13 protein-coding genes are annotated in these 18960 nt (G+C 56.7%); 8 read left to right on the plus strand and 5 right to left on the minus strand.

Annotated elements, in window-relative coordinates; all coding sequences use genetic code 11:
* Positions 1–30: 30 nt before the first annotated feature.
* On the minus strand, positions 31–1434 hold the full coding sequence (locus LA5095_RS24265) for a tetratricopeptide repeat protein (RefSeq protein WP_158510435.1): 1404 nt from the start codon (positions 1432–1434) through the stop codon (positions 31–33).
* Between the two features lie 654 nt (positions 1435–2088).
* On the opposite strand from LA5095_RS24265, the gene LA5095_RS24270 reads away from it, so the two are divergent.
* The 7 genes from LA5095_RS24270 (at position 2089) to fdhF (ending at position 12708) form a co-directional block, all read left to right on the plus strand.
* Positions 2089–3141, plus strand: a complete 1053-nt coding sequence (locus LA5095_RS24270; protein ID WP_082442559.1) for a VPLPA-CTERM sorting domain-containing protein — start codon at positions 2089–2091, stop codon at positions 3139–3141.
* A gap of 404 nt (positions 3142–3545) precedes the next feature.
* Positions 3546–4919 carry a murein hydrolase activator EnvC family protein gene (locus LA5095_RS24275; RefSeq protein ID WP_055119669.1) on the plus strand — a complete coding sequence of 458 codons (1374 nt, stop codon included), beginning with the start codon at positions 3546–3548 and terminating at the stop codon, positions 4917–4919.
* On the plus strand, positions 4916–6244 hold the full coding sequence (locus tag LA5095_RS24280) for a S41 family peptidase (RefSeq protein WP_055119671.1): 1329 nt from the start codon (positions 4916–4918) through the stop codon (positions 6242–6244). Before LA5095_RS24275 ends, LA5095_RS24280 begins: the two co-directional genes overlap by 4 nt.
* Positions 6245–6355: 111 nt before the next feature.
* Positions 6356–7501 (plus strand): divergent polysaccharide deacetylase family protein, encoded by a 1146-nt coding sequence (locus tag LA5095_RS24285; RefSeq protein ID WP_208992842.1) that lies wholly within the window; start codon positions 6356–6358, stop codon positions 7499–7501.
* A gap of 26 nt (positions 7502–7527) precedes the next feature.
* Positions 7528–8058 carry an RNA pyrophosphohydrolase gene (locus tag LA5095_RS24290; RefSeq protein ID WP_055119675.1) on the plus strand — a complete coding sequence of 177 codons (531 nt, stop codon included), beginning with the start codon at positions 7528–7530 and terminating at the stop codon, positions 8056–8058.
* A gap of 208 nt (positions 8059–8266) precedes the next feature.
* The gene (locus LA5095_RS24295; RefSeq protein ID WP_055119677.1) at positions 8267–9943 is read left to right on the plus strand and encodes an NAD(P)H-dependent oxidoreductase subunit E; all 1677 of its coding nucleotides are present in this window, start codon (positions 8267–8269) and stop codon (positions 9941–9943) included.
* Positions 9940–12708: a formate dehydrogenase subunit alpha gene (gene fdhF / locus LA5095_RS24300; protein WP_055119679.1), complete on the plus strand. Its 2769-nt coding sequence runs from the start codon at positions 9940–9942 to the stop codon at positions 12706–12708. Before LA5095_RS24295 ends, fdhF begins: the two co-directional genes overlap by 4 nt.
* 58 nt (positions 12709–12766) lie before the next feature.
* Here the strand turns inward: fdhF and LA5095_RS24305 are convergent, their stop codons facing one another.
* The 3 genes from LA5095_RS24305 to LA5095_RS24315 form a co-directional block, all read right to left on the minus strand.
* Positions 12767–14872: an aq_1923 C-terminal domain gene (locus LA5095_RS24305; RefSeq protein WP_144436133.1), complete on the minus strand. Its 2106-nt coding sequence runs from the start codon at positions 14870–14872 to the stop codon at positions 12767–12769.
* 154 nt (positions 14873–15026) lie between these two features.
* Complete coding sequence (gene queG / locus LA5095_RS24310) at positions 15027–16208, minus strand: tRNA epoxyqueuosine(34) reductase QueG (protein WP_055119684.1); 1182 nt, start codon at positions 16206–16208, stop codon at positions 15027–15029.
* A 15-nt stretch (positions 16209–16223) separates the two neighbouring features.
* A complete protein-coding gene (locus LA5095_RS24315; protein ID WP_055119686.1) occupies positions 16224–16916 on the minus strand; it encodes a glutathione S-transferase family protein in 693 nt (230 codons plus the stop codon).
* A gap of 191 nt (positions 16917–17107) precedes the next feature.
* Between LA5095_RS24315 and LA5095_RS24320 the strand changes: the two genes are divergently transcribed.
* Entirely contained in the window at positions 17108–17914 is an 807-nt protein-coding gene (locus LA5095_RS24320; RefSeq protein ID WP_055119688.1) for an undecaprenyl-diphosphate phosphatase, read from the plus strand.
* Here the strand turns inward: LA5095_RS24320 and LA5095_RS24325 are convergent.
* Positions 17906–18934 carry a helix-turn-helix transcriptional regulator gene (locus tag LA5095_RS24325; protein ID WP_055119690.1) on the minus strand — a complete coding sequence of 343 codons (1029 nt, stop codon included), beginning with the start codon at positions 18932–18934 and terminating at the stop codon, positions 17906–17908. The genes LA5095_RS24320 and LA5095_RS24325 overlap by 9 nt on opposite strands.
* Positions 18935–18960 lie beyond the last annotated feature (26 nt).

Raw genomic sequence — 18960 nt, forward strand, 5'->3', positions numbered from 1 at the left:
CCGCCAGGGAACTGGTGACGTGCAGGTCTGTTACCTGTTCAGCGCCGCCCTGGCGTTTTCCGCATAACGGAAATCCGGGTCGGCTGCCAGCGCAGTTTCCAGAAGTTTCCGGCCCTCAACTTCGTCGCCTTCCGCCAGCCTCACCATGGCCAGACGATAGGTAAGGACGGGGTTATCCGGATCGGCCTTGTGCAGTTCGTCAAAAATGGCACCGGCTTTGGCCGTGTCTCCTGCCTTCAGCGCAGCCCAGCCAAGTGTGTCCTGTACATTTTTCGAGTTGGGAGCGATATCGGCGGCCTTTTGCGCCAGACCAAGAGCCTTTGCTGGATCGTCATCCACGACCAGAGAAGCAAGATTGTTGAGCGCCACCCAATTGTCAGGCTGCAGCTCGATGGCCTCGGCATAGGCAGCTCGGGTCTCGTCCCTGTTTCCTTCTTCGGTCTCAAGTAAGCTTGCGAGCCAGACAAGGTCGCTCGCCGTATGCTCCGGGCGCTCCGCGAGCGAACGTGCGCGTTTGATTGCGTCCTTGGTGCGTCCGAGGCGCAGTTCGGCGCCGCTTGCCCCTCTTAAGAGTTCAGGATCGTTGGGAGCAATCTGGAGCCCGCCCTCGTAAGTGTCGAGTGCTTCGCCGTATCGCTTCGTCGATCCGAGGAAATTGCCAAGGGCCAGATAGGCTTTCGTATCGCGTGGGAAACGTTCGACCGAACGTTTCAACGCTTGTTCCGCTGATCCCATGCGACCCTCTGCCTGATCGATCGCCGCCAGTCCGATCGCACTGGCTACCGAAGGAGACTGTATCTCCATGCGTTTGAACAAAAACCGCGCCCTTTCGAGGTTTCCGTTTTCAAGGTTCAGCCGGGCGGCTGTCTCGAGGACGACCGCAGGAGCGTTTTCCTGACTTGCCACCGGATCAACGACGTTCAGGGCTTCTTGTGGCGTGGAATAGACAAGCAGGAGGCGCGTGTGCGAAAGCGCCAATTCGTAATTGTCAGCCGGTGCAATTTTCAAAGCCGATTCATAGTACCTGCTGGCCTCTTGCCACTTTCCTTGCCTTTCGGCCATAAGCGCAAGACTTTGAGGCGCGCGCCAGTTATCCGGATCCCGTGCAAGTGCTTCCTCGTATGCGGTACGGGCTTCTTCCGCCCTGCCAAGCTCGAGGAGAATATCTCCCTTGATGATGAGGGGTTCGGAATTGATTGTGTAGAGTTTGGCGGATTCGTCTAACGCCGAGACGGCTTCCTCGAAACGGTTCTGGTTGGCCAGGGCGAGGCCGAGAATCTGCCACGCTTCTGCAATGTCGGGTGACGTGGAAATTAGTTCGCGTGTAATTGTCTCGCTTACGGAAAACTCGCTATTGTACAACGCCTCCATCGCGTTCGCCAAAGCCGCACGCTGGTCAGGTCGCAATTTTGCGAAGCGGTCAGTTTTCATCATGCCTTGATATTGTTCGATGGTTGCTGCCACAGCTCCTGATGAAGTGGCAAAGGCCAGAGCAGCAAGGAAAACGTATTTTAGAAATTTTCTGGAAATTGAGTCTGGATCTCTCATCGCAACACCTGGGTCTCTTCAAATTTTCGTTATCTTCAAAGCGATGTGAAGTCTGTGCCGGAATCTTGCCTGCATAATTGCGGGAAACTCCAACGCGAAATTGCATTTAGCGTAACTATAATAGTAAATTTAGTAAAAAACAATGAGTTTAATTGTTGTTAAAGAAAAAATTACGAAATCATGGTTATTTTTGAAGTCTATATTGAAATAATATTTGAAAATATTGAAATATGTAAAGTGTATCGAGCTTTTCATACTTGGTTCAAATAAAGTGTAACAGCCCGGAATACGGATCAAAAGCGAATTTGAGAAAAAGAACAACAAGAAATCTCAATTCGAAGAGTGGCTTAACCTCGATGTTAATTTTGCGTTAATTTTTTGTAATCTTCCGATAGATTTGTGTTATAGTGCACATCACGTAAATGGAAGTTTGCGTGTTTGATATTATTAATTTTTCCGATTTGGATTTTTGCTTATTCAAGTTTTTCGGGGTTTGCCAGTCCAGATTGGAAGCGTGCTAGTGCAAACGGGGAGCCTACTATGTTTCGTGGAATATCAACCTTTATTGCAGCAATGGGCGTGTTCGGGGGTGTCGCTTTAGCGGATACGATCTCGCCGCTCACCTACACCAACGATACTCTCGGTGTGGGAGACAAGGTAACAATCAGCAAGACTGTCGTAATCGAGGCCGCAGGCACGACCAGCGCATTGCTGGACGTCATGTTTCTTTTCGACACGACAGGCAGCATGGGTGGCGCAATCGCAAACGCCAAATCAGCTGCGAGCAATATCATTACAGGCCTTGGCGGTTTTGGTAGCGTGACTACGGGTGCCGGTTTTTACGGAGATCCGGCATTCAATGGCGTGACGCAGGACCTTACCGGCAACGCAGCTACGACGATCGCGGAAATCAACACGTTTGCAGCCGGCGTACCGAACAATGGCGGCGATTTCGCGGAAAGAGGGAATGAAGGCCTGAAAAGCGTCGCGGAAAATGCTAGCTGGCGTGCTGGCTCCAACCGCTTCGTTGTTGTCCTGGGCGATTCGTCCTTCAAGAACAGCCCTGTTTCAAGTGCGGACGCAAAAGCCGCTCTTGATGCGGAAAACGTCAATGTTATCGGTCTGAACTTTGGTGGCGGCTCATTTGCTGGCGCTATCAATGCCGTCGGCGGGACCACGTTTGCCGGTGGATCTACGCCGTCTGACATCGTCGATGCGATTCTCGCTGGTGTTACCACAAGCTTTGACGAGTACACGAAAGTGACCGTCGACGATCTGGGCGCCGGTTTGCCCGAGATCGGTGTATCCGTCGTATGTACAGGTGCGGATACCGGTGCTTGCGTAGGTGACACAGCCGAAGGCATGTACGATCGTTCGGTCGACCGTACCTTCACGTTCGACGTGACCTTCGAGCGTCTCGCAGCAGGCGACAGCTCCTTCGGTACACATGCGCTTGTCGATGGCGGTATCGTTGCGACTGAAAAAGACTCTTTCGGAGGCTCCGCTGTTGTACCGCTTCCTGCGGCCGGTTTCCTGATGATCTTCGGTCTTGGTTCGCTGGCAGTAATGTCTCGCCGCCGCAAGGCAGCCTGATAGCTCTTTGGAGCGAAACAACACCGACAACAATGAAGCCCGCGCCTCCGGCGCGGGCTTTTTCCTTGCCTGACTGCCTGATCGACGTCTCGCCTGCGTTCAGGCATGTGACAGAGCGGTCGCCGCACTTCCAGCATCAAAACAGGCTTGCCGGTAGTCGGGACGTGAACGATTGTTAAGGTCAATGTGGCAGCAAAACACGGTTTTGCCCGTATGTCGCCGTATTCCCCCCGTAACGGATATGATGGACAAGACAGGCACCACAGGTTCGGTGAAAGGGGAGCTGTTTCCTGACGCCGGCTTAACGAACCGGTCACTTGAGTAAACGGTTCGTTAACGCAGTCTGTGTATCGCAGGGTAGGGTAACCTTTGGGAGCTGAAGCAGTTTGAAACCGGATCGCATCATGGCTGTGCGTCCAGGACTTGGGAGGCGGCGGTATTCACACCCGTTCTTGAGTGTGGCTGTGCTGGGATTGATGCTTGCCTCCGGCTCTGCAATTTCAAGCGAAAGTCTCGATGAGCAGCCTGAAACGGCCACGCCCGAAGTTTCGGAGATAAATACGTTTCTCGAACGCAAGACAGAGCGTGAAGAGGAGCTCGCTGCGCTTTCCAGAGATATAGACGTTTCGTCGGACCGCCAGGCTGCCATTGCGCGCGAGATCCGGGCTCTTGACCGGGACAGGGAAACGCTGAATGCAAAGATCATCAGTACGTCCGATACGATCCAGGGTCTTGAAACCGAGCTGACCGACACTGAACGCCGGCTGATGAGCCTGGGAGAAAATGAAGATGCTGTCCGGCTGTCGCTGATTGCGCGCCGGGATATTCTCGCAGAAGTGCTTGCGGCGCTGCAAAGATTGGGCAAGCGCCCGCCTCCGGCCCTGGCCGTGCGCCCGAGTGATGCGCTGTCGGCTGTGCGCAGTGCGATTCTTCTGAATGCGGTCATGCCGGAATTGAAAGTCGAGACGGAGGCTTTGGCGGCCGACCTGCAGGAACTGCAGCGGCTCAAGTCGGTCATTGCGGAGGAAAAAAACAGGCTTCGCGGCGACGCGATGCGATTGGCTGAGGAAAAGTCCCGACTGGAACTTCTATTGAGCGCCAAAAAACAGGAACATCTGAAGTCGATTGAGGTGCTCAAGGAGGAGAAGGAACGCGCTGCGGAGCTTGCTGAACAGGCAGGGTCTCTCCAGGAGCTGATTGCAAATCTGGAAGTCGAGATCGAAAGCGCACGGGACGCGGCTGAAAAGTCACGACAGGCGTCTTTGACCGCAAAAAGGAATGCCTCGCGCAATTTTGATCCGTTCGCGGATCCGGGAAGAATTGCTCCGGCGATTGCGTTCGACGATGCCAGGGGCAGGTTGCCGCAGCCGGTTGCCGGTACGATGCTCAAGGGTTTTGGTCAGGAAGATGAATTCGGTGGTTTGACTGAAGGACAATCTATTGCCACAAGACCGGGTTCTAATGTGACTTCCCCGGCCGATGGCTGGGTTGTATATTCCGGTCCGTTCCGTTCGTTCGGACAGCTCTTGATCCTGAACACCGGCGATGGCTACCATGTGCTCCTCGCCGGTCTGGACCGGATAGACGCGGAATTGGGGCAGTTTGTTCTTACCGGGGAACCGGTTGGTGTTATGGGCGCAACCCAGTGGGCAAGCGCATCGACGTTCGGTTTGGGTTCGACCCAGCCGATCCTATATGTTGAATTTCGGAAGGACGGACGTGCGATCGATCCCACACCCTGGTGGTCGCGCACAGAAGAAGAAAAGGCTCGCGGATGATACGGAAAGCTTCCTTGCTGCTGGTGGGTGCCCTTGTGGGGGCTGCGGCAGTTACGACTATGTCCCAGATGCCGCTCAATGTGTCAGTGGCAGCAAATGCGGCAGCGACGGATACGTATCGGCAACTCAACCTGTTTGGCGACGTGTTTGAACGTGTTCGGTCAGACTATGTGGAAGTTCCGGACGACGCCCAACTGATTGAAAGCGCGATCAACGGCATGCTGACATCGCTGGATCCGCACTCCAGCTATATGTCACCGAAGAGCTTCAGGGACATGCAGGTCCAGACCCGCGGTGAATTCGGCGGTCTCGGCATAGAGGTCACAATGGAAGAAGGCCTTGTGAAGGTCGTCTCCCCGATCGACGAGACACCGGCCGCCAAGGCGGGTGTTCTGGCCGGCGACCTGATTACCTATATCGATGGCGAGCAGGTCCAGGGCCTGACCCTGAATGAAGCTGTCGAGAAAATGCGTGGTCCGGTCAACACCGACATCATCGTCACGATCCGCCGCGATGGACGCGCCGAACCATTCGACATCACGATCACACGCGACATCATCCGCATTCGTTCCGTCCGCTGGCGGGAGGAAGAAGATGTCGGTTATGTCCGCGTTACGCAGTTCAACGAACAGACGTTCGACGGCCTGAAAAAGGGCATCGAGGAAACGACGGCTGCAATCGGTGAAGACAAGCTGAAGGGCTACATCATCGATCTGCGCAACAATCCGGGTGGTCTGCTCGATCAGGCGATCGCGGTTTCCGATGCCTTCCTTGATCGCGGCGAGATTGTCTCGACCCGTGGACGGGAAGCGGACGAAACACAGCGCTACAACGCTCGCGCCGGTGATCTGACCGACGGCAAACCCGTGATCGTCCTTGTTAACGGTGGTTCTGCCTCTGCGTCGGAAATCGTCGCAGGTGCCCTGCAGGATCATCGCCGTGCGACGATCCTCGGCTCACGGTCATTCGGCAAGGGGTCGGTCCAGACCATCATTCCGCTCGGTGCCAATGGAGCGATCCGCCTGACGACGGCGCGGTATTACACGCCTGCCGGAACTTCCATTCAGGCCAAGGGGATCGTGCCGGACATCGAAGCCCTTCAGGAACTGCCCGAAGAGCTTGTCGGTCGTGTAGAGACCAAGGGTGAAGCCGGTTTGCGCGGTCACCTGGAAGCTGATGGCGAAGAGCAGTCTGGCAGCCAGGCATATGTCCCGCCGGATCCGGAAGACGACACACAGCTGAACCTGGCACTGGATCTTTTGCGCGGTGAACAGGCCAACAGCGCTTTCCCGCCGGTTTCAGACAGCGCCGCGGTTAAAAACTAATCGTCTGACTGCGCGCCGCATTGCCGGCGCGCAGCCTTCTCGTTCTCGTTCTGCGTATTCCAAAAACAAAGTTGATTCCGGCGCCCTGCCGGAAAAAAGGCTCAGGACGACATGTCGAGCGAAGATCTCACAGCTCCCCTAGGAATGGGCAAACGGCGGCTGGTCAGGCTGCCGTTCGGTCTTATCGGTGTCGGACTATTGAGCGTTTTCGTCACGACAACGATGATCTGGCTGGCGGTTGTCGATGATCCCCTGGGCGGTGAGCCGGTTGCCGTCATTCCGCTTGATGCCATGGTGGAAGGCGTGACCTCGCAGGATATCGAGGTTGTTGAAATCCGTCCGGGTCTTGCAGGTGATCTCGGACCGAATCTGAGACCTGAATCCGGCCGGGATCTGCTTGGACCTCGCTATGAAATGGTCCAGCGTCCCGATGGCAAGGGAACAGGTGAACCTGTTACCAGTCTGTCGGCCAACCCTGATACGAGGGTCAGCGAAAGGTCCGACTACGGTTTTCTTCCGAAAGTCAGTGATGCCGGCGTACGTCCACTGGATGCCTATTCCCGGCCCGTCATTCGTGAATTCTCTTCAATTCCCAAGATCGCGATTATTGTGAATGGAATGGGATTGAGTGAGACCGGGACCCAAAATGCCATCGACCGCATGCCGCCTGAAGTAACTTTCGCGCTTGCTCCCTATGGCGATGACCTTGATCTCTGGATGCAGCAGGCGCGTTCAAAGGGGCACGAACTGCTGTTGCAGCTTCCACTGGAACCCTTTGATTTCCCGGACAACGATCCAGGACCTCATACGCTCATGGTTAGCCTGCAACCGAAAGAAATGCTGGACAGGCTGGCATTCTTGCTGACGCGGGCAACAAACTACGTGGGTACCATTCCCGACATGGGGGCCCGGTTCACATCCACCAAACCGTCGATGCAATATCTCCTGGAAAAGCTGAAGTCTCGCGGCCTCATGTTCGTCGACAACGGTACCTCATCGCGCAGCCTGTCGGCTGAAACGGCTGGCGATCTGCGCCTTCCCTTCGCTGGAGTTGATGTGGTGCTTGATGAAGTTCCGCGCGAAGACAATATTGACGCGAAACTGTTGCAGCTGGAAGGTATTGCAAGATCCCGTGGCGTGGCCGTTGCATCCGGGTCCGCACTTCCGGTGACCGTACGCCAACTGGAGAAATGGGTGCAGGACCTGGAGCAACGCGGTCTTCAACTTGTGCCTGTCAGCGGGACCATCGACAGATAGCATTTGAATTTCAGATAGGTGAACAAGTGACAAAGCTTGCGCTCGGACCGGGATTTCCCGAACCTTCCGAAGGGCTGCCGTACCGCCCTTGTGTCGGCATCATGTTGATCAACAGGGATGGTATGGTCTGGATCGGAAGCCGCGATGACGGTGGAAGCTCATCCAACTACGAATTTTCCTGGCAAATGCCGCAGGGGGGGATCGACAAGGGCGAGAGCCCGGAGCAGGCGGCCCGCCGGGAGCTCTACGAGGAGACATCTGTGAGATCGGTGACACTTCTCGAGGAGGCACCGGAGTGGTTCGCATACGACTATCCCGAAGAAGTCGTTCGGAAGTCCCGAAGGGGCAAGCACCGCGGACAGGCGCAGCGATGGCTGGCATACCGCTTTGAAGGTGAGAATGAGGAAATCAACATTCTGGAACCGCCGGAAGGACACAAGGCGGAATTCGGTGCGTGGCGATGGGAACACGCAGACCGTTTGGCAAGCCTGATCGTGCCATTCAAGAGACCGGTTTATGAACGGGTCGTTGATGCGTTCTCTCACCTCACTGCGTGATCTCTCTTTCACGACATCCTCAAAGCGTCAGCATTTGAAGTCCCGTTGTCGTTTTTCAAACAGACAAGGCATAATTCGAACGCTAGCATCCGGCCAAATTGACTGAGAGCTTTGCAACCGTGCGCGGTTCAAGCATTCGGTTAAACACCGGACCATTGCAGGAACACGCGAACAGGCTGCGTGTTCCGGACGTTTAGGAGGAACGCCAATGTCTTTCGGCAAGGGGCTTTCACGAAAGCCGTCCCAGCCAAAAGGGCGTCAGTTGGAAGATGCTGCCCTGAGTGAAGTTCAGGCGCTTTTGGGTGACGAACCCCGTCGCCGCGACTTGCTGATCGAACATCTGCACAAGATCCAGGACGCCTACGGGTGCCTGGAGGCCCGCCACCTCAAGGCGCTGTCGGCCGAGATGCGGATGTCGCAGGTGGAAGTCTATGAAGTCGCAAGCTTCTATCATCACTTCGATATCGTTCGTGAGGATGAGCAAAAGCCGGCACCGTTGACGGTGAGGGTCTGCGACAGCATCGCCTGTTCAATCAAGGGTGCGGATGCACTTGCTGCCGCTCTGGAGAATGGCGTCGATCCTGCAAAGGTCAGGATCCAGAAAGTTCCCTGTATTGGACGGTGCGCAGGAGCGCCGTCAGTGCAGGTCGGCAAACGTGCCGTCGACAACGCAAGTGAAATATCCGTTCGTTCGGTTTTGTATGAAGGCACGAACGCTCCGATCATTCCGGATCACGTAGGGCTGGATCAGTATCGTGCCGAAGGAGGGTACCGGCTGCTCGAACAGGTACGTACAGGTGAACTGGACGCGGCTGCGATTGCAGGCAAGGTACTTGAGGCAGGCCTTCGCGGGCTTGGCGGGGCGGGGTTTCCTACCGGCACAAAGTGGAAGATCGTCAACGATCTGCCCGGACCGAAATACCTGACCATCAACGGAGACGAAGGCGAACCGGGAACCTTCAAGGATCGCTACCATCTGGAACACGATCCGCACCGCCTGCTGGAAGGCGCGTTGATCGCCGCCCATGCGATTTCCGCCGCCCGGATCTATCTTTACATGCGCGATGAATATCCGGCAGTTCTGGAAATTCTGGCGAAGGAAATCGAAGCACTGCGGATTTCGGGCATCATCACCGACATCGATATCGAACTGCGCCGTGGAGCCGGGGCCTATATCTGCGGCGAAGAAAGCGCAATGATCGAGTCGATCGAAGGAAAGCGCGGTTTGCCGCGCCACCGTCCACCCTTTATTGCCCAGGTCGGACTCTTTGGGCGCCCGACGCTCAATCACAATGTCGAAACGCTCTTCTGGATTCGAGATATCGTCGAGAAGGGACCGGAGTGGTTCGCGTCTCAAGGCCGTCGGGGTCACAAGGGGTTCCGATCCTTTTCTGTCTCCGGACGTGTGAAGGAACCGGGCGTTAAACTCGCTCCGGCCGGGATTACGATGAACGAACTTCTGGCAGAGTTCTGCGGTGGCATGGAAGATGGCCATACATTCAAGGGCTATCTGCCGGGCGGCGCCTCGGGTGGAATTTTGCCGGCATCGCTCGCCGACGAACCGCTCGATTTCGGCACGCTTGACAGTCACGGCTGCTTTATCGGCAGTCATGCGATCGTCGTTTTTTCCGATCAGGATGACATGCGCGACGTGGCGCTGAACCTGATGCGGTTCTTCAGGCACGAAAGTTGCGGCCAGTGCACGCCGTGCCGATCAGGAACGGAAAAGATGGAACACCTCCTGGTGTCCGGCGACTGGAACAAGGAAAAGATCGCTGATCTCGATGCAGTGATGCGTTCTGCGTCCATCTGCGGTCTTGGCCAGGCGGCAGGCAATCCCGTGGCATCGGTGCTCAAATTTTTCCCGGAGGAATTCGAAAGATGAGCCAGATCACTTTCTCCCTCGACGGCAAGGACGTCACCGCCCAGGAAGGCGAAACCATCTGGCAGATTGCCAAGCGCGAAGGCGTCGCCATTCCGCACCTGTGTCACAAGGATGCACCCGGGTACAGGTCAGACGGCAACTGCCGCGCCTGCATGGTCGATATCGAAGGTGAACGGACACTTGCAGCGTCGTGCATTCGTGAGCCATCGGAAGGTATGGTCGTCAAGACCGCGACCGAACGCGCCTCCAAGGCACGTGAAATGGTGTTTGAACTTCTGGCCGCCGATCAACCGAGCCGGGATGCACACCCGGACCCGGAAAGCGACTTCTGGAAATGGTCCGACACGATCGGTGTGACGCAGAGCCGGTTCGCTCCCTGTGAAAAGCCAGAACAGGACGTTTCCCATCCGGCGATCGCCGTCAACCTGGATGCCTGCATTGCGTGCAACCTGTGTGAACGCGCCTGTCGGGAAGTTCAGGTCAATGATGTGATCGGCATGGCGGACCGTGGTTCCCACACGGCACCGGTCTTCGATCTGGCAGACCCGATGGGGATTTCCACGTGTGTTGCGTGCGGCGAATGCGTTTCCGCTTGTCCGACCGGCGCCTTGATGGAAAAAAGCCTTCTGGATGAGGCCGGCAAGGTTCGCGAGATCTTCACCGAGGAAACCGTCGACAGTGTCTGCCCCTTCTGTGGTGTCGGATGCCTGACGTCCGTCTCGGTCAAGGATGGCAGGATCGTCAAGGTCGATGGCCGGGATGGTCCGGCCAACGAGAACCGTCTTTGTGTCAAGGGACGGTTTGGCTTCGACTATGTTTCCAGTCCCGAGCGCCTGACCAAACCCTTGATCCGGCGGGACGACGCGCCCAAACGCGGCGACATTTCCATGACGCGGGACAATCACCTCGACTATTTCCGCGAGGCAACCTGGGAAGAAGCGCTGGACAGGGCTGCCGGCGGCCTGACAGCGGCATTCGAGGCCAAGGGTGGCGCAGGTGTTGCCGGCTTTGGGTCTGCCAAGGGGTCCAACGAGGAAGCCTATCTTTTCCAGAAACTGATCCGCCAGGGTTTCCAGACCAACAATGTCGACCACTGCACGCGTCTGTGTCATGCCTCTTCTGTGGCAGCCCTCATAGAAGGGATCGGATCGGGTGCCGTGACGGCTCCGTTCAACGCCGCAGAAGATGCCGATTGCATGATCGTTATTGGTGCGCGTCCGGCACAGAACCATCCGGTCGCGGCAACCTATATCAAGCAGGCAGCGAAGAAAGGCGGCAAGCTGATCGTCATGGATCCGCGTGGCCAGGACCTGATGCGGCATGCGGATTACGGCCTGCAGTTCAAGCCGGGCACCGATGTCGCCATGTTGAATGCGATCCTCAACGTGATCATCACCGAGGAGCTCTACGACAGTCAGTACATCGCAGCCCATGTCGACGGCTTCGAGGCCCTTAAGGAAAAAATCAGGGACTTCACACCTGAGGCGATGGAACCCGTTTGCGGCATTGAAGCCCAGACCCTTCGTGAAGTTGCAAGGCTATATGCAACCAGTGCGAAATCGATCATTTTCTGGGGCATGGGCGTGTCCCAGCACGTGCACGGAACCGACAATGTCCGCTGCCTGATTGCCATGGCGCTGACCACCGGTCAGATTGGCCGTCCCGGCACCGGCCTTCATCCGCTTCGCGGACAAAACAATGTCCAGGGGGCATCCGACGCTGGTCTGATTCCGATGTTTTATCCCGACTATCGGGCCGTCGGGAACGAGGATATCCGAGCCGGTTACGAAGATGCCTGGGGCCGGACGCTTGACCCGGTTCGGGGACTGACGGTTGTCGAGATCATGAACGACATTCTCGCCGGTGGCATCGAAGCCATGTTTGTTCAGGGCGAGAACCCGGCCATGTCCGATCCGGACCAGAACCACGCCCGCAAGGCGCTGTCCACGCTGAAGCATCTGGTCGTTCAGGATATCTTCCTGACGGAAACGGCCTGGCATGCGGATGTCATCCTGCCGGCGTCGGCTCATGCGGAAAAGCTTGGCACCTACACCAACACCAACCGTCAGGTCCAGATCGGACGGCCGTGTGTTCCGCTGCCCGGAGAAGCGCGTGCCGATTGGCAGATCCTCATCGATCTCGCCAACCGCCTGGGTCTGAACTGGACCTATGACGGTGTTCCGGCAATCTATGAGGAAATGCGTTCGCACATGGCCTCGCTCAATAACATCTCCTGGGAGAGGCTCGAGCGCGACGGAACCGTTACCTATCCGGCCGACGCGCCGGACAAGCCGGGCAACGAGATCCTTTTCGGCCATTCCTTCCCGACTGCGGACGGGCGCGGCAAGATTGTGCCGACGGACCTCGTGCCGCCCAGTGAGCTGCCGGATGAGGACTTTCCGCTTGTGCTCACGACAGGACGTCTGCTGGAGCACTGGCACACCGGTGCAATGACCAGGAGAGCCACGGTTCTTGACGCCATTGAACCGGAACCGGTTGTTTCGATGAACCCGCGCGACATCAAGATGTCAGGCCTGGAAATCGGTCAGCAGGTGACGGTCGAAACCCGCCGCGGAGCAATCACCTTGACGCTCCGGGCCGACAGGGATGTCTCGGTCGGAATGATGTTCATCCCGTTCTGCTTCTTCGAAGCACCGGCGAACTTCCTGACCAACCCGCAGCTCGATCCCTTCGGCAAGATCCCGGAGTTCAAGTTCTGTGCCGCGCGCGTAGGACCTGCCGAGCACCAGCAGGCAGCCGAATAACGGACAAACAAAAGGGCGGCCTCTTGAGCCGCCCTTTCAATTCCAAAAACTGTTTCAGTCAGTTCGCTTCAATCTTCACGTTCAGAAGATCGGGCAGGGTCTGGGGAGCTGCCATGCTGCCGAGGATCTGCGCCAAAGGTATGGGATTGGCGGGTGAAAGCGTCACTTTCAGTTCCTTCGGGTCATTCAGATATGTCGACACAGCGTCGCTGACCATCTTCGTGAAGGCTTCATTCTGGATCGGTGCGGTCGCCTGTGCCGCCTGTGCAACCAGTGCTTCCCTCAGGACGTTTTCTGGCAGACCTTGTGCTTCGGCAAAGAACTTGAGACCATTTGCCGTCACGCCTGCGTCCTTGAAGATGATCGACGCGTCAACGAACTGGGCCGAAATCGCGGCCAGCTGACCCTGTCCCTCGGGATCTTCGAACAGGGCTTTGGGAACATTGGCGAACCGCAAGGAGGCCTCAGCCCGGCCAAGACCTTCGATTTCGAGCATCAACCGTTCCAGGCGAAGATCCAGAGTTGCTTCATCCCAGTAAAGCCGGGCTTCGTCTGACCAGACGATTGTTTCGAGACCAAGCGCCTGAAACAGGGCCTGTGCCTCCGGATCGTCGATTGCACTGACAGGAACCCGGATGCCGTCGCTCTTGATGTGCAGACTGGTCGGGATCGGAGGCACGGTCGTCGAAATCGTCATTTCGGCCTTGCCGATTTCGGTCCGCCCGACGTCCGGAATGTTGACATCAAGACCCTCGACCTCATACGCGAATGATCTCGGTATGAACGCGCGAGCAACCTCGAGCGGGTTGTTCTCGCCGTAATTTGGGTCTGCGATCAGCTTGCCGATCATTTCTTCCATTGGTGTGTAGTCGGCAAACTCGATGTTTCCGATCGCGGCCCAGTCCAGCTTGACCGAAGCCCCTTCCGGAAGTTTTGGCGCATCGAGACCGACCAGCATCATTTCACCGATGCCTTCCGACCCGATGTCTGTCATCGCCACTTCCTTGATCTTGACGGCTGACTCCAGTCCGGGGCCGATTGGAATTATTACGGAAATCCCGCTGACCCGGGCATCGCCAATGGCGAAGGACCGGTAGAACTGGAACACGTTCGTGATCAATTCCTCGGGGGAGGGCGCCTGTTTGTTCAGGACCTGATCAAGAAGGCTGAGGACGTTGTTGTCCCGCTTGATCATCGTGACGTTGTCAAGAGTGGCTCGCTCTGCTTCCATTTGCACTGCGAAGCCTTCGGCAACTTCCTGTCTCGATTTGTAATCGACCGCGGACCCGGATCCGATCAGCGTCCATTCTTCGCCGTTTTCAGGAACAGAGGGGTCGAAGAGATTGATAAATCCGTTGAGATCGATGGTGTTGTAGACAGTCTTTCCCTGACTGGTTGTTTGCGCCAGCATCTGTCCGGAGGCCGCATCAAGCGTCCTCATCACCTGCGTCATGCCGTTGATCGAATATTCGTCAACCTTTCCATCCCGTGCTCCTGCAAGGCGATATCCATCTATCTGGACCGTTCCGGAAAGTACCTGCGTGTCCGCGTCGCCCTCAGTGGCATAGGCCTCGATGGTAAGGGCTGAATTGTCGACCTTCACCTCGTCATAAGACGTCAGCAAGGCTGCTTTTATGAATGGCAGCCATCGGCTTGCCTTGCGGCTTTCATCTTCCGTCGGCAGATCGGGAAGCACGAACTCGTAGTTGGTTGCGCTCATGCCAGCCAGACGGCCATCCATTTTCAGCCGGCCTTCATCTTCCACTGCACCTTCAATCACGATCTGGGTGTCGTCGGAATAGATCCAGCTGGTCGAGGTGAATTTATTGTTTTCGTGCGTCAGGCCCGTGATGGTGACGGTCCCTGAATTGATGGCGATCGAATAGGAGATATCCGCCAGTTTGGAAGGATCGATGTCGGTCGCGCCGTCATTGCCCGTGACATCCGTTTCTTCCGCCGGGAAGTCCTCGATCTTGCCACTCAGAGAAAACTTGCTGTCCGTTAGCGTGAGAGTGTCACTGCCTGCATCGTAGTCGACCGTTCCGTTTTCAAATTCAAGGCCAAGGTTGTTCAGGCCTTCGACATAGGCATCGAATGCGGCTTTGCCCGTGTCCTGGGCAAATGCAGTACCCGAGAGAAGGACGATCGCGGTGCTGAGTGTCAAAAATCTTGCACGATTTCCGGTCAGATGAGGGTTGGAAGAAGATGCAGGCTTAAAAAACAATGTCTTGGCTCCAAATCGGATGATCAGAATGGACCGTAACCAATCGGTCTGTTTCGATATAGTTGTTACTTGCTGGCCATTCCATGACTATGGCTCATTCTTGTGACGAGGTCGACTCCGGGGCGGACAAACCTCCAGTATTGGCTAACCATTCGGCGCGGACGTTTTCATCAGCTTCAGTGTCGAACTTGGTTGCGCTTCGGGCAGAAACGTCTCCCTCGTCTGCAAGCTGTCGAAACGCCCAGACCGCCGCGCCTCTGACAACCGGGTCGGGATCGTTCATCAGCCGGTCTATTTTCGGCAGGAGACCGCGTTGGCCGGAATTTCCGGCCGCAATCAGGACATTCCGCATGAACCGGTTGCGTCCGATCCGTTTCACTGGAGATCCGGCAAAGAATTTCCGGAAATCGGCGTCATCGAGGTCGAGGAGGTCGGCAAGCAATGGGTTGTTCAGGTCTTTGCGGGCAACAAGCTTGATTTCGTTGGCCGCACTCGCGAACTTGTTCCACGGGCAGGCTGCAAGACAATCATCGCAGCCATAAATCCGGTTTCCCATTGCCTTGCGAAATTCAAGCGGGATCGGGCCTGGGTGTTCGATCGTTAGGTAGGAGATACAACGGCGCGCATCGAGCTGGTAAGGCGCCGGGAAAGCATCCGTAGGACAACTGTCCAGGCAGGCCCTGCACGAACCGCAGTGGTCGGTTTCGCGGCCGCTGGCCGGCAGGTCGAGCGTCGTGAAAATGGAGCCAAGAAAAAACCAGGATCCATGTTCCCTGGAAACAAGGTTCGTGTGTTTCCCCTGCCAGCCAAGACCTGCGGCTTCGCCCAGCGGCTTTTCCATGACCGGCGCCGTATCGACGAAAACCTTGACGTCACCTCCTCCGGCTCTTGAAATCAGAAACGATGCCAGTTCCTTCAAGCGGCCCTTGATGACGTCGTGGTAGTCCCGGTTGCGTGCATATACGGAAAGACCGCCGGTACCTGTGTCGTTCAGGTGTGCAAGCGGATGATTTTCAGGCGTATCGTCAGGCCCATAGTTCATCGCCAGCATGAGCACTGACCTGACGTCCGGCCACAGGGCTCGGGGGGAGGCACGGCGGGTAGCCGTCTCTTTCATCCAGACCATCGTTCCGTGATAGCCGTTGTCCAGATAGGCCTGCAGCCGGTCTGCCGCGCCCGGGATACTGTCGGCGGGCGCAATTTTCAGCCCGCAAAAACCGAGGGTTTGCGCCTTGTCTTCAAGAGCGGTCAGGAGCTTTTGGGTTTTCTTGTCCAAGTTCGTCGGCAGCTGTTAAAAGTCGAGATCCGCATATGATGCGGCGGGCGGCATCCCCAGCACCTTTTCGCTCAGAAGCGGACGCATGCCGGGACGCGATTTTACCCGTGCATACCAGCTTTTGACATCTTCTTCGTTGCTCCAGGACACTTCACCCAGATAATCCGCGCAGGAAAGCTCGGCCGCAAGGGCAAAATCGGCAAAGGACAGGCGATCACCCGCCAGCCAGCGGCGCGAGGCAACCAGGTAGCCGAAATACTTGAGATGATGATGAATGTTGGCCCGGGCAACACGAAGGGCCGCGGAGTCCGGTTCGCCGCCGCCCGCGGATTTGGGCATGATCTGCTTGTAGATGCGTTCACGGACGAGATGACCGACGACTTCCTGGTCGAATTTCGTCAGGCTCCACTCGACCAGCCGCCTTGCTTCGGCCCGCGCTTCGGGATGGTCAGGCATCAGGCGACGGTCGGAAAGCGCGTAGCCCCTTGTTTCGTCCAGATACTCCATGATGGGTCCCGGACCGCAGATGGCCGGACCTTCATTTTCAACCAGTACGGGGACAGTCCCTGCCGCGTTCAGCGTCAACAGTTGCTGTGGCCGTTCCCAGGGGTCGACATGCTGTTCTTCAAACGCCGCGCCGTACTCGCTCAGGATGAGGCGCACGAACCGGGACGACGGTGAAAAGGGATGATGATAGAGCGTGAGCATGAAAGGGTTTAGAGCCCGAACTGTGGCAAGACTAAGAATTCGAACTCCAGTTTGCCTCATATATGGTTATCAAGGGTTTGACGTTGCCTTGTCGGTCCGGCAAATAGGCAGCGATCAGGTATTTTGCCTGAGTCGTCAATGTTGCCTGTTCAGGCCAGATTTCATCGCGGCTATCGGAGATATGTCATCCAATGGACGGTCAAACGATTGTAAATGCTCTTATTTTAGGAATTGTCGAAGGTCTGACGGAATTTATTCCTGTTTCGTCCACCGGCCACATTTTGCTTCTGGGACACTTTCTGGGCTTCGAAAGCACGGGAAAAACTTTTGAAGTTTTGATCCAACTCGGTGCGATTCTGGCGATTCTTTCGGTTTATTTCGGCAGGCTCTGGAAATTGGCGGTAACGCTCCCGAGCGATGCGACCAGCCGGCGTTTTGTCTTTGGCATTCTGATTGCGTTCCTCCCGGCGGCGGTGATCGGCGTTCTCTTGCACAGCTTCATCAAGGAGGTTCTGTTTGAATCGCCTGCGCTGATTTGCACCACGCTTCTTGTCGGCGGAATAATATTGCTGTGGATTGATCGGTTGCCCTTGCGACCGCGCTACACAAACGTCATGGACTATCCGTTGTCTCTCTGTCTCAAGATCGGGTTCTGCCAGTGCCTGGCCATGGTGCCGGGTGTTTCGCGATCAGGTGCGACGATTGCCGGCGCGTTGCTCATGGGCACCGACAAGCGTTCGGCAGCGGAGTTCTCGTTCTTTCTCGCCATGCCCACCATGGCCGGCGCGTTTGCCTATGACCTCTACAAGAACCGCAACGTGCTCTCGGCCGATGATCTCACGCTTATCGTGATTGGGTTCGTTGCATCTTTCATTTCCGGTGTCTTTGTGGTCAAGGGCTTGCTGGACTTTGTCTCGCGGCACGGTTTCGCACCCTTCGCCTGGTGGCGGATTTTTGTCGGGATAGCGGGATTCGCCGGGCTTTATTTTCTAGGTTGAATTCGTGACCGGGCTTCCGGCGCGATAAAGCGCGGTCAACGCGGCATACTCCTCGGAGAGTTCCAGGCGTAGCGCGTCAGGAGACAACAGTTCTGCTCCCGGGCCGAGCCAGCGCACCAGCGGCAGGATACGGGCTCGGTCGGTGCTGGGAATGCTGACAAGGATCTTTCCCTCGCCGGCAGGCGTGAAAACCGCATGGCGATAATACCAGTCCGCGCTCAGTTTCTTCGCCTGCTTGGCCGTGATCAGGATCTTGGCGATTTCCTCTTCCTGTTCCCACCGGCGCATGGCCTGGGAAAGCCATGCACCGCCGAGCATGGTCTTGATGGAAAAGTTCTTGTCGGGCCGGAAGAACAAGCCGCTGATTTCCAGATCGCGCACGCGGTCCGCCCGGTAGACTTTCACCATTTCGGTGTCGACGCAGCGGCCCGCAAGATACCACAGATCCCGGTCGAACATGACGCCATAAGGCTCCACATCGTGCCCCTTGGCCGAATTGCGGGATGGATTGACATGCTCGAACCGGACGCGCTTGCTGTCCAGGATGCCGGACATGAATCCGTCGAGAGCCCGTTGCCAGTCTTCCGTCGGTTCGGCCTTTGTGCCCGAGTGAAAAATGTCGGGCGGTATGGGCTCGATCCCGACGATCCGGTCGGCTTCCTTCAGCAGTCCGTGAACGGACTTCGGCAAAGAGGCAAGCAGCTTCTTTTCGGCCGATGTCAGGTCGTCGGCTAGGGGAACTGTCCTGCTGCTGCGCACAAGTGCCATCGCTGCCAGCAACGCTGCCGTTTCGTTGCGCGTAAGCGCGACGGGAGGCTGCAGATATCCGCTCGCCAACCGGTAGCCTCCTTCTGCTCCGCGCTCTGCATCAACGGGAACGCCGAGAGCAATCAGCCGGTCGATATCCCGGTAGACTGTGCGAAGCGACACCTGGAAGCGTTCGGCAAGCACCGTTGCCGAGACAAGCTTGCCTCCGGTCAGCAGCAGGAGAATGCCGAGCGCGCGTTCAATCGGGTTCATGAAAAATAGCCCTGAGAGGGTTAATC

Source organism: Roseibium album (assembly GCF_001404515.1).
GTDB lineage: Bacteria > Pseudomonadota > Alphaproteobacteria > Rhizobiales > Stappiaceae > Roseibium > Roseibium album.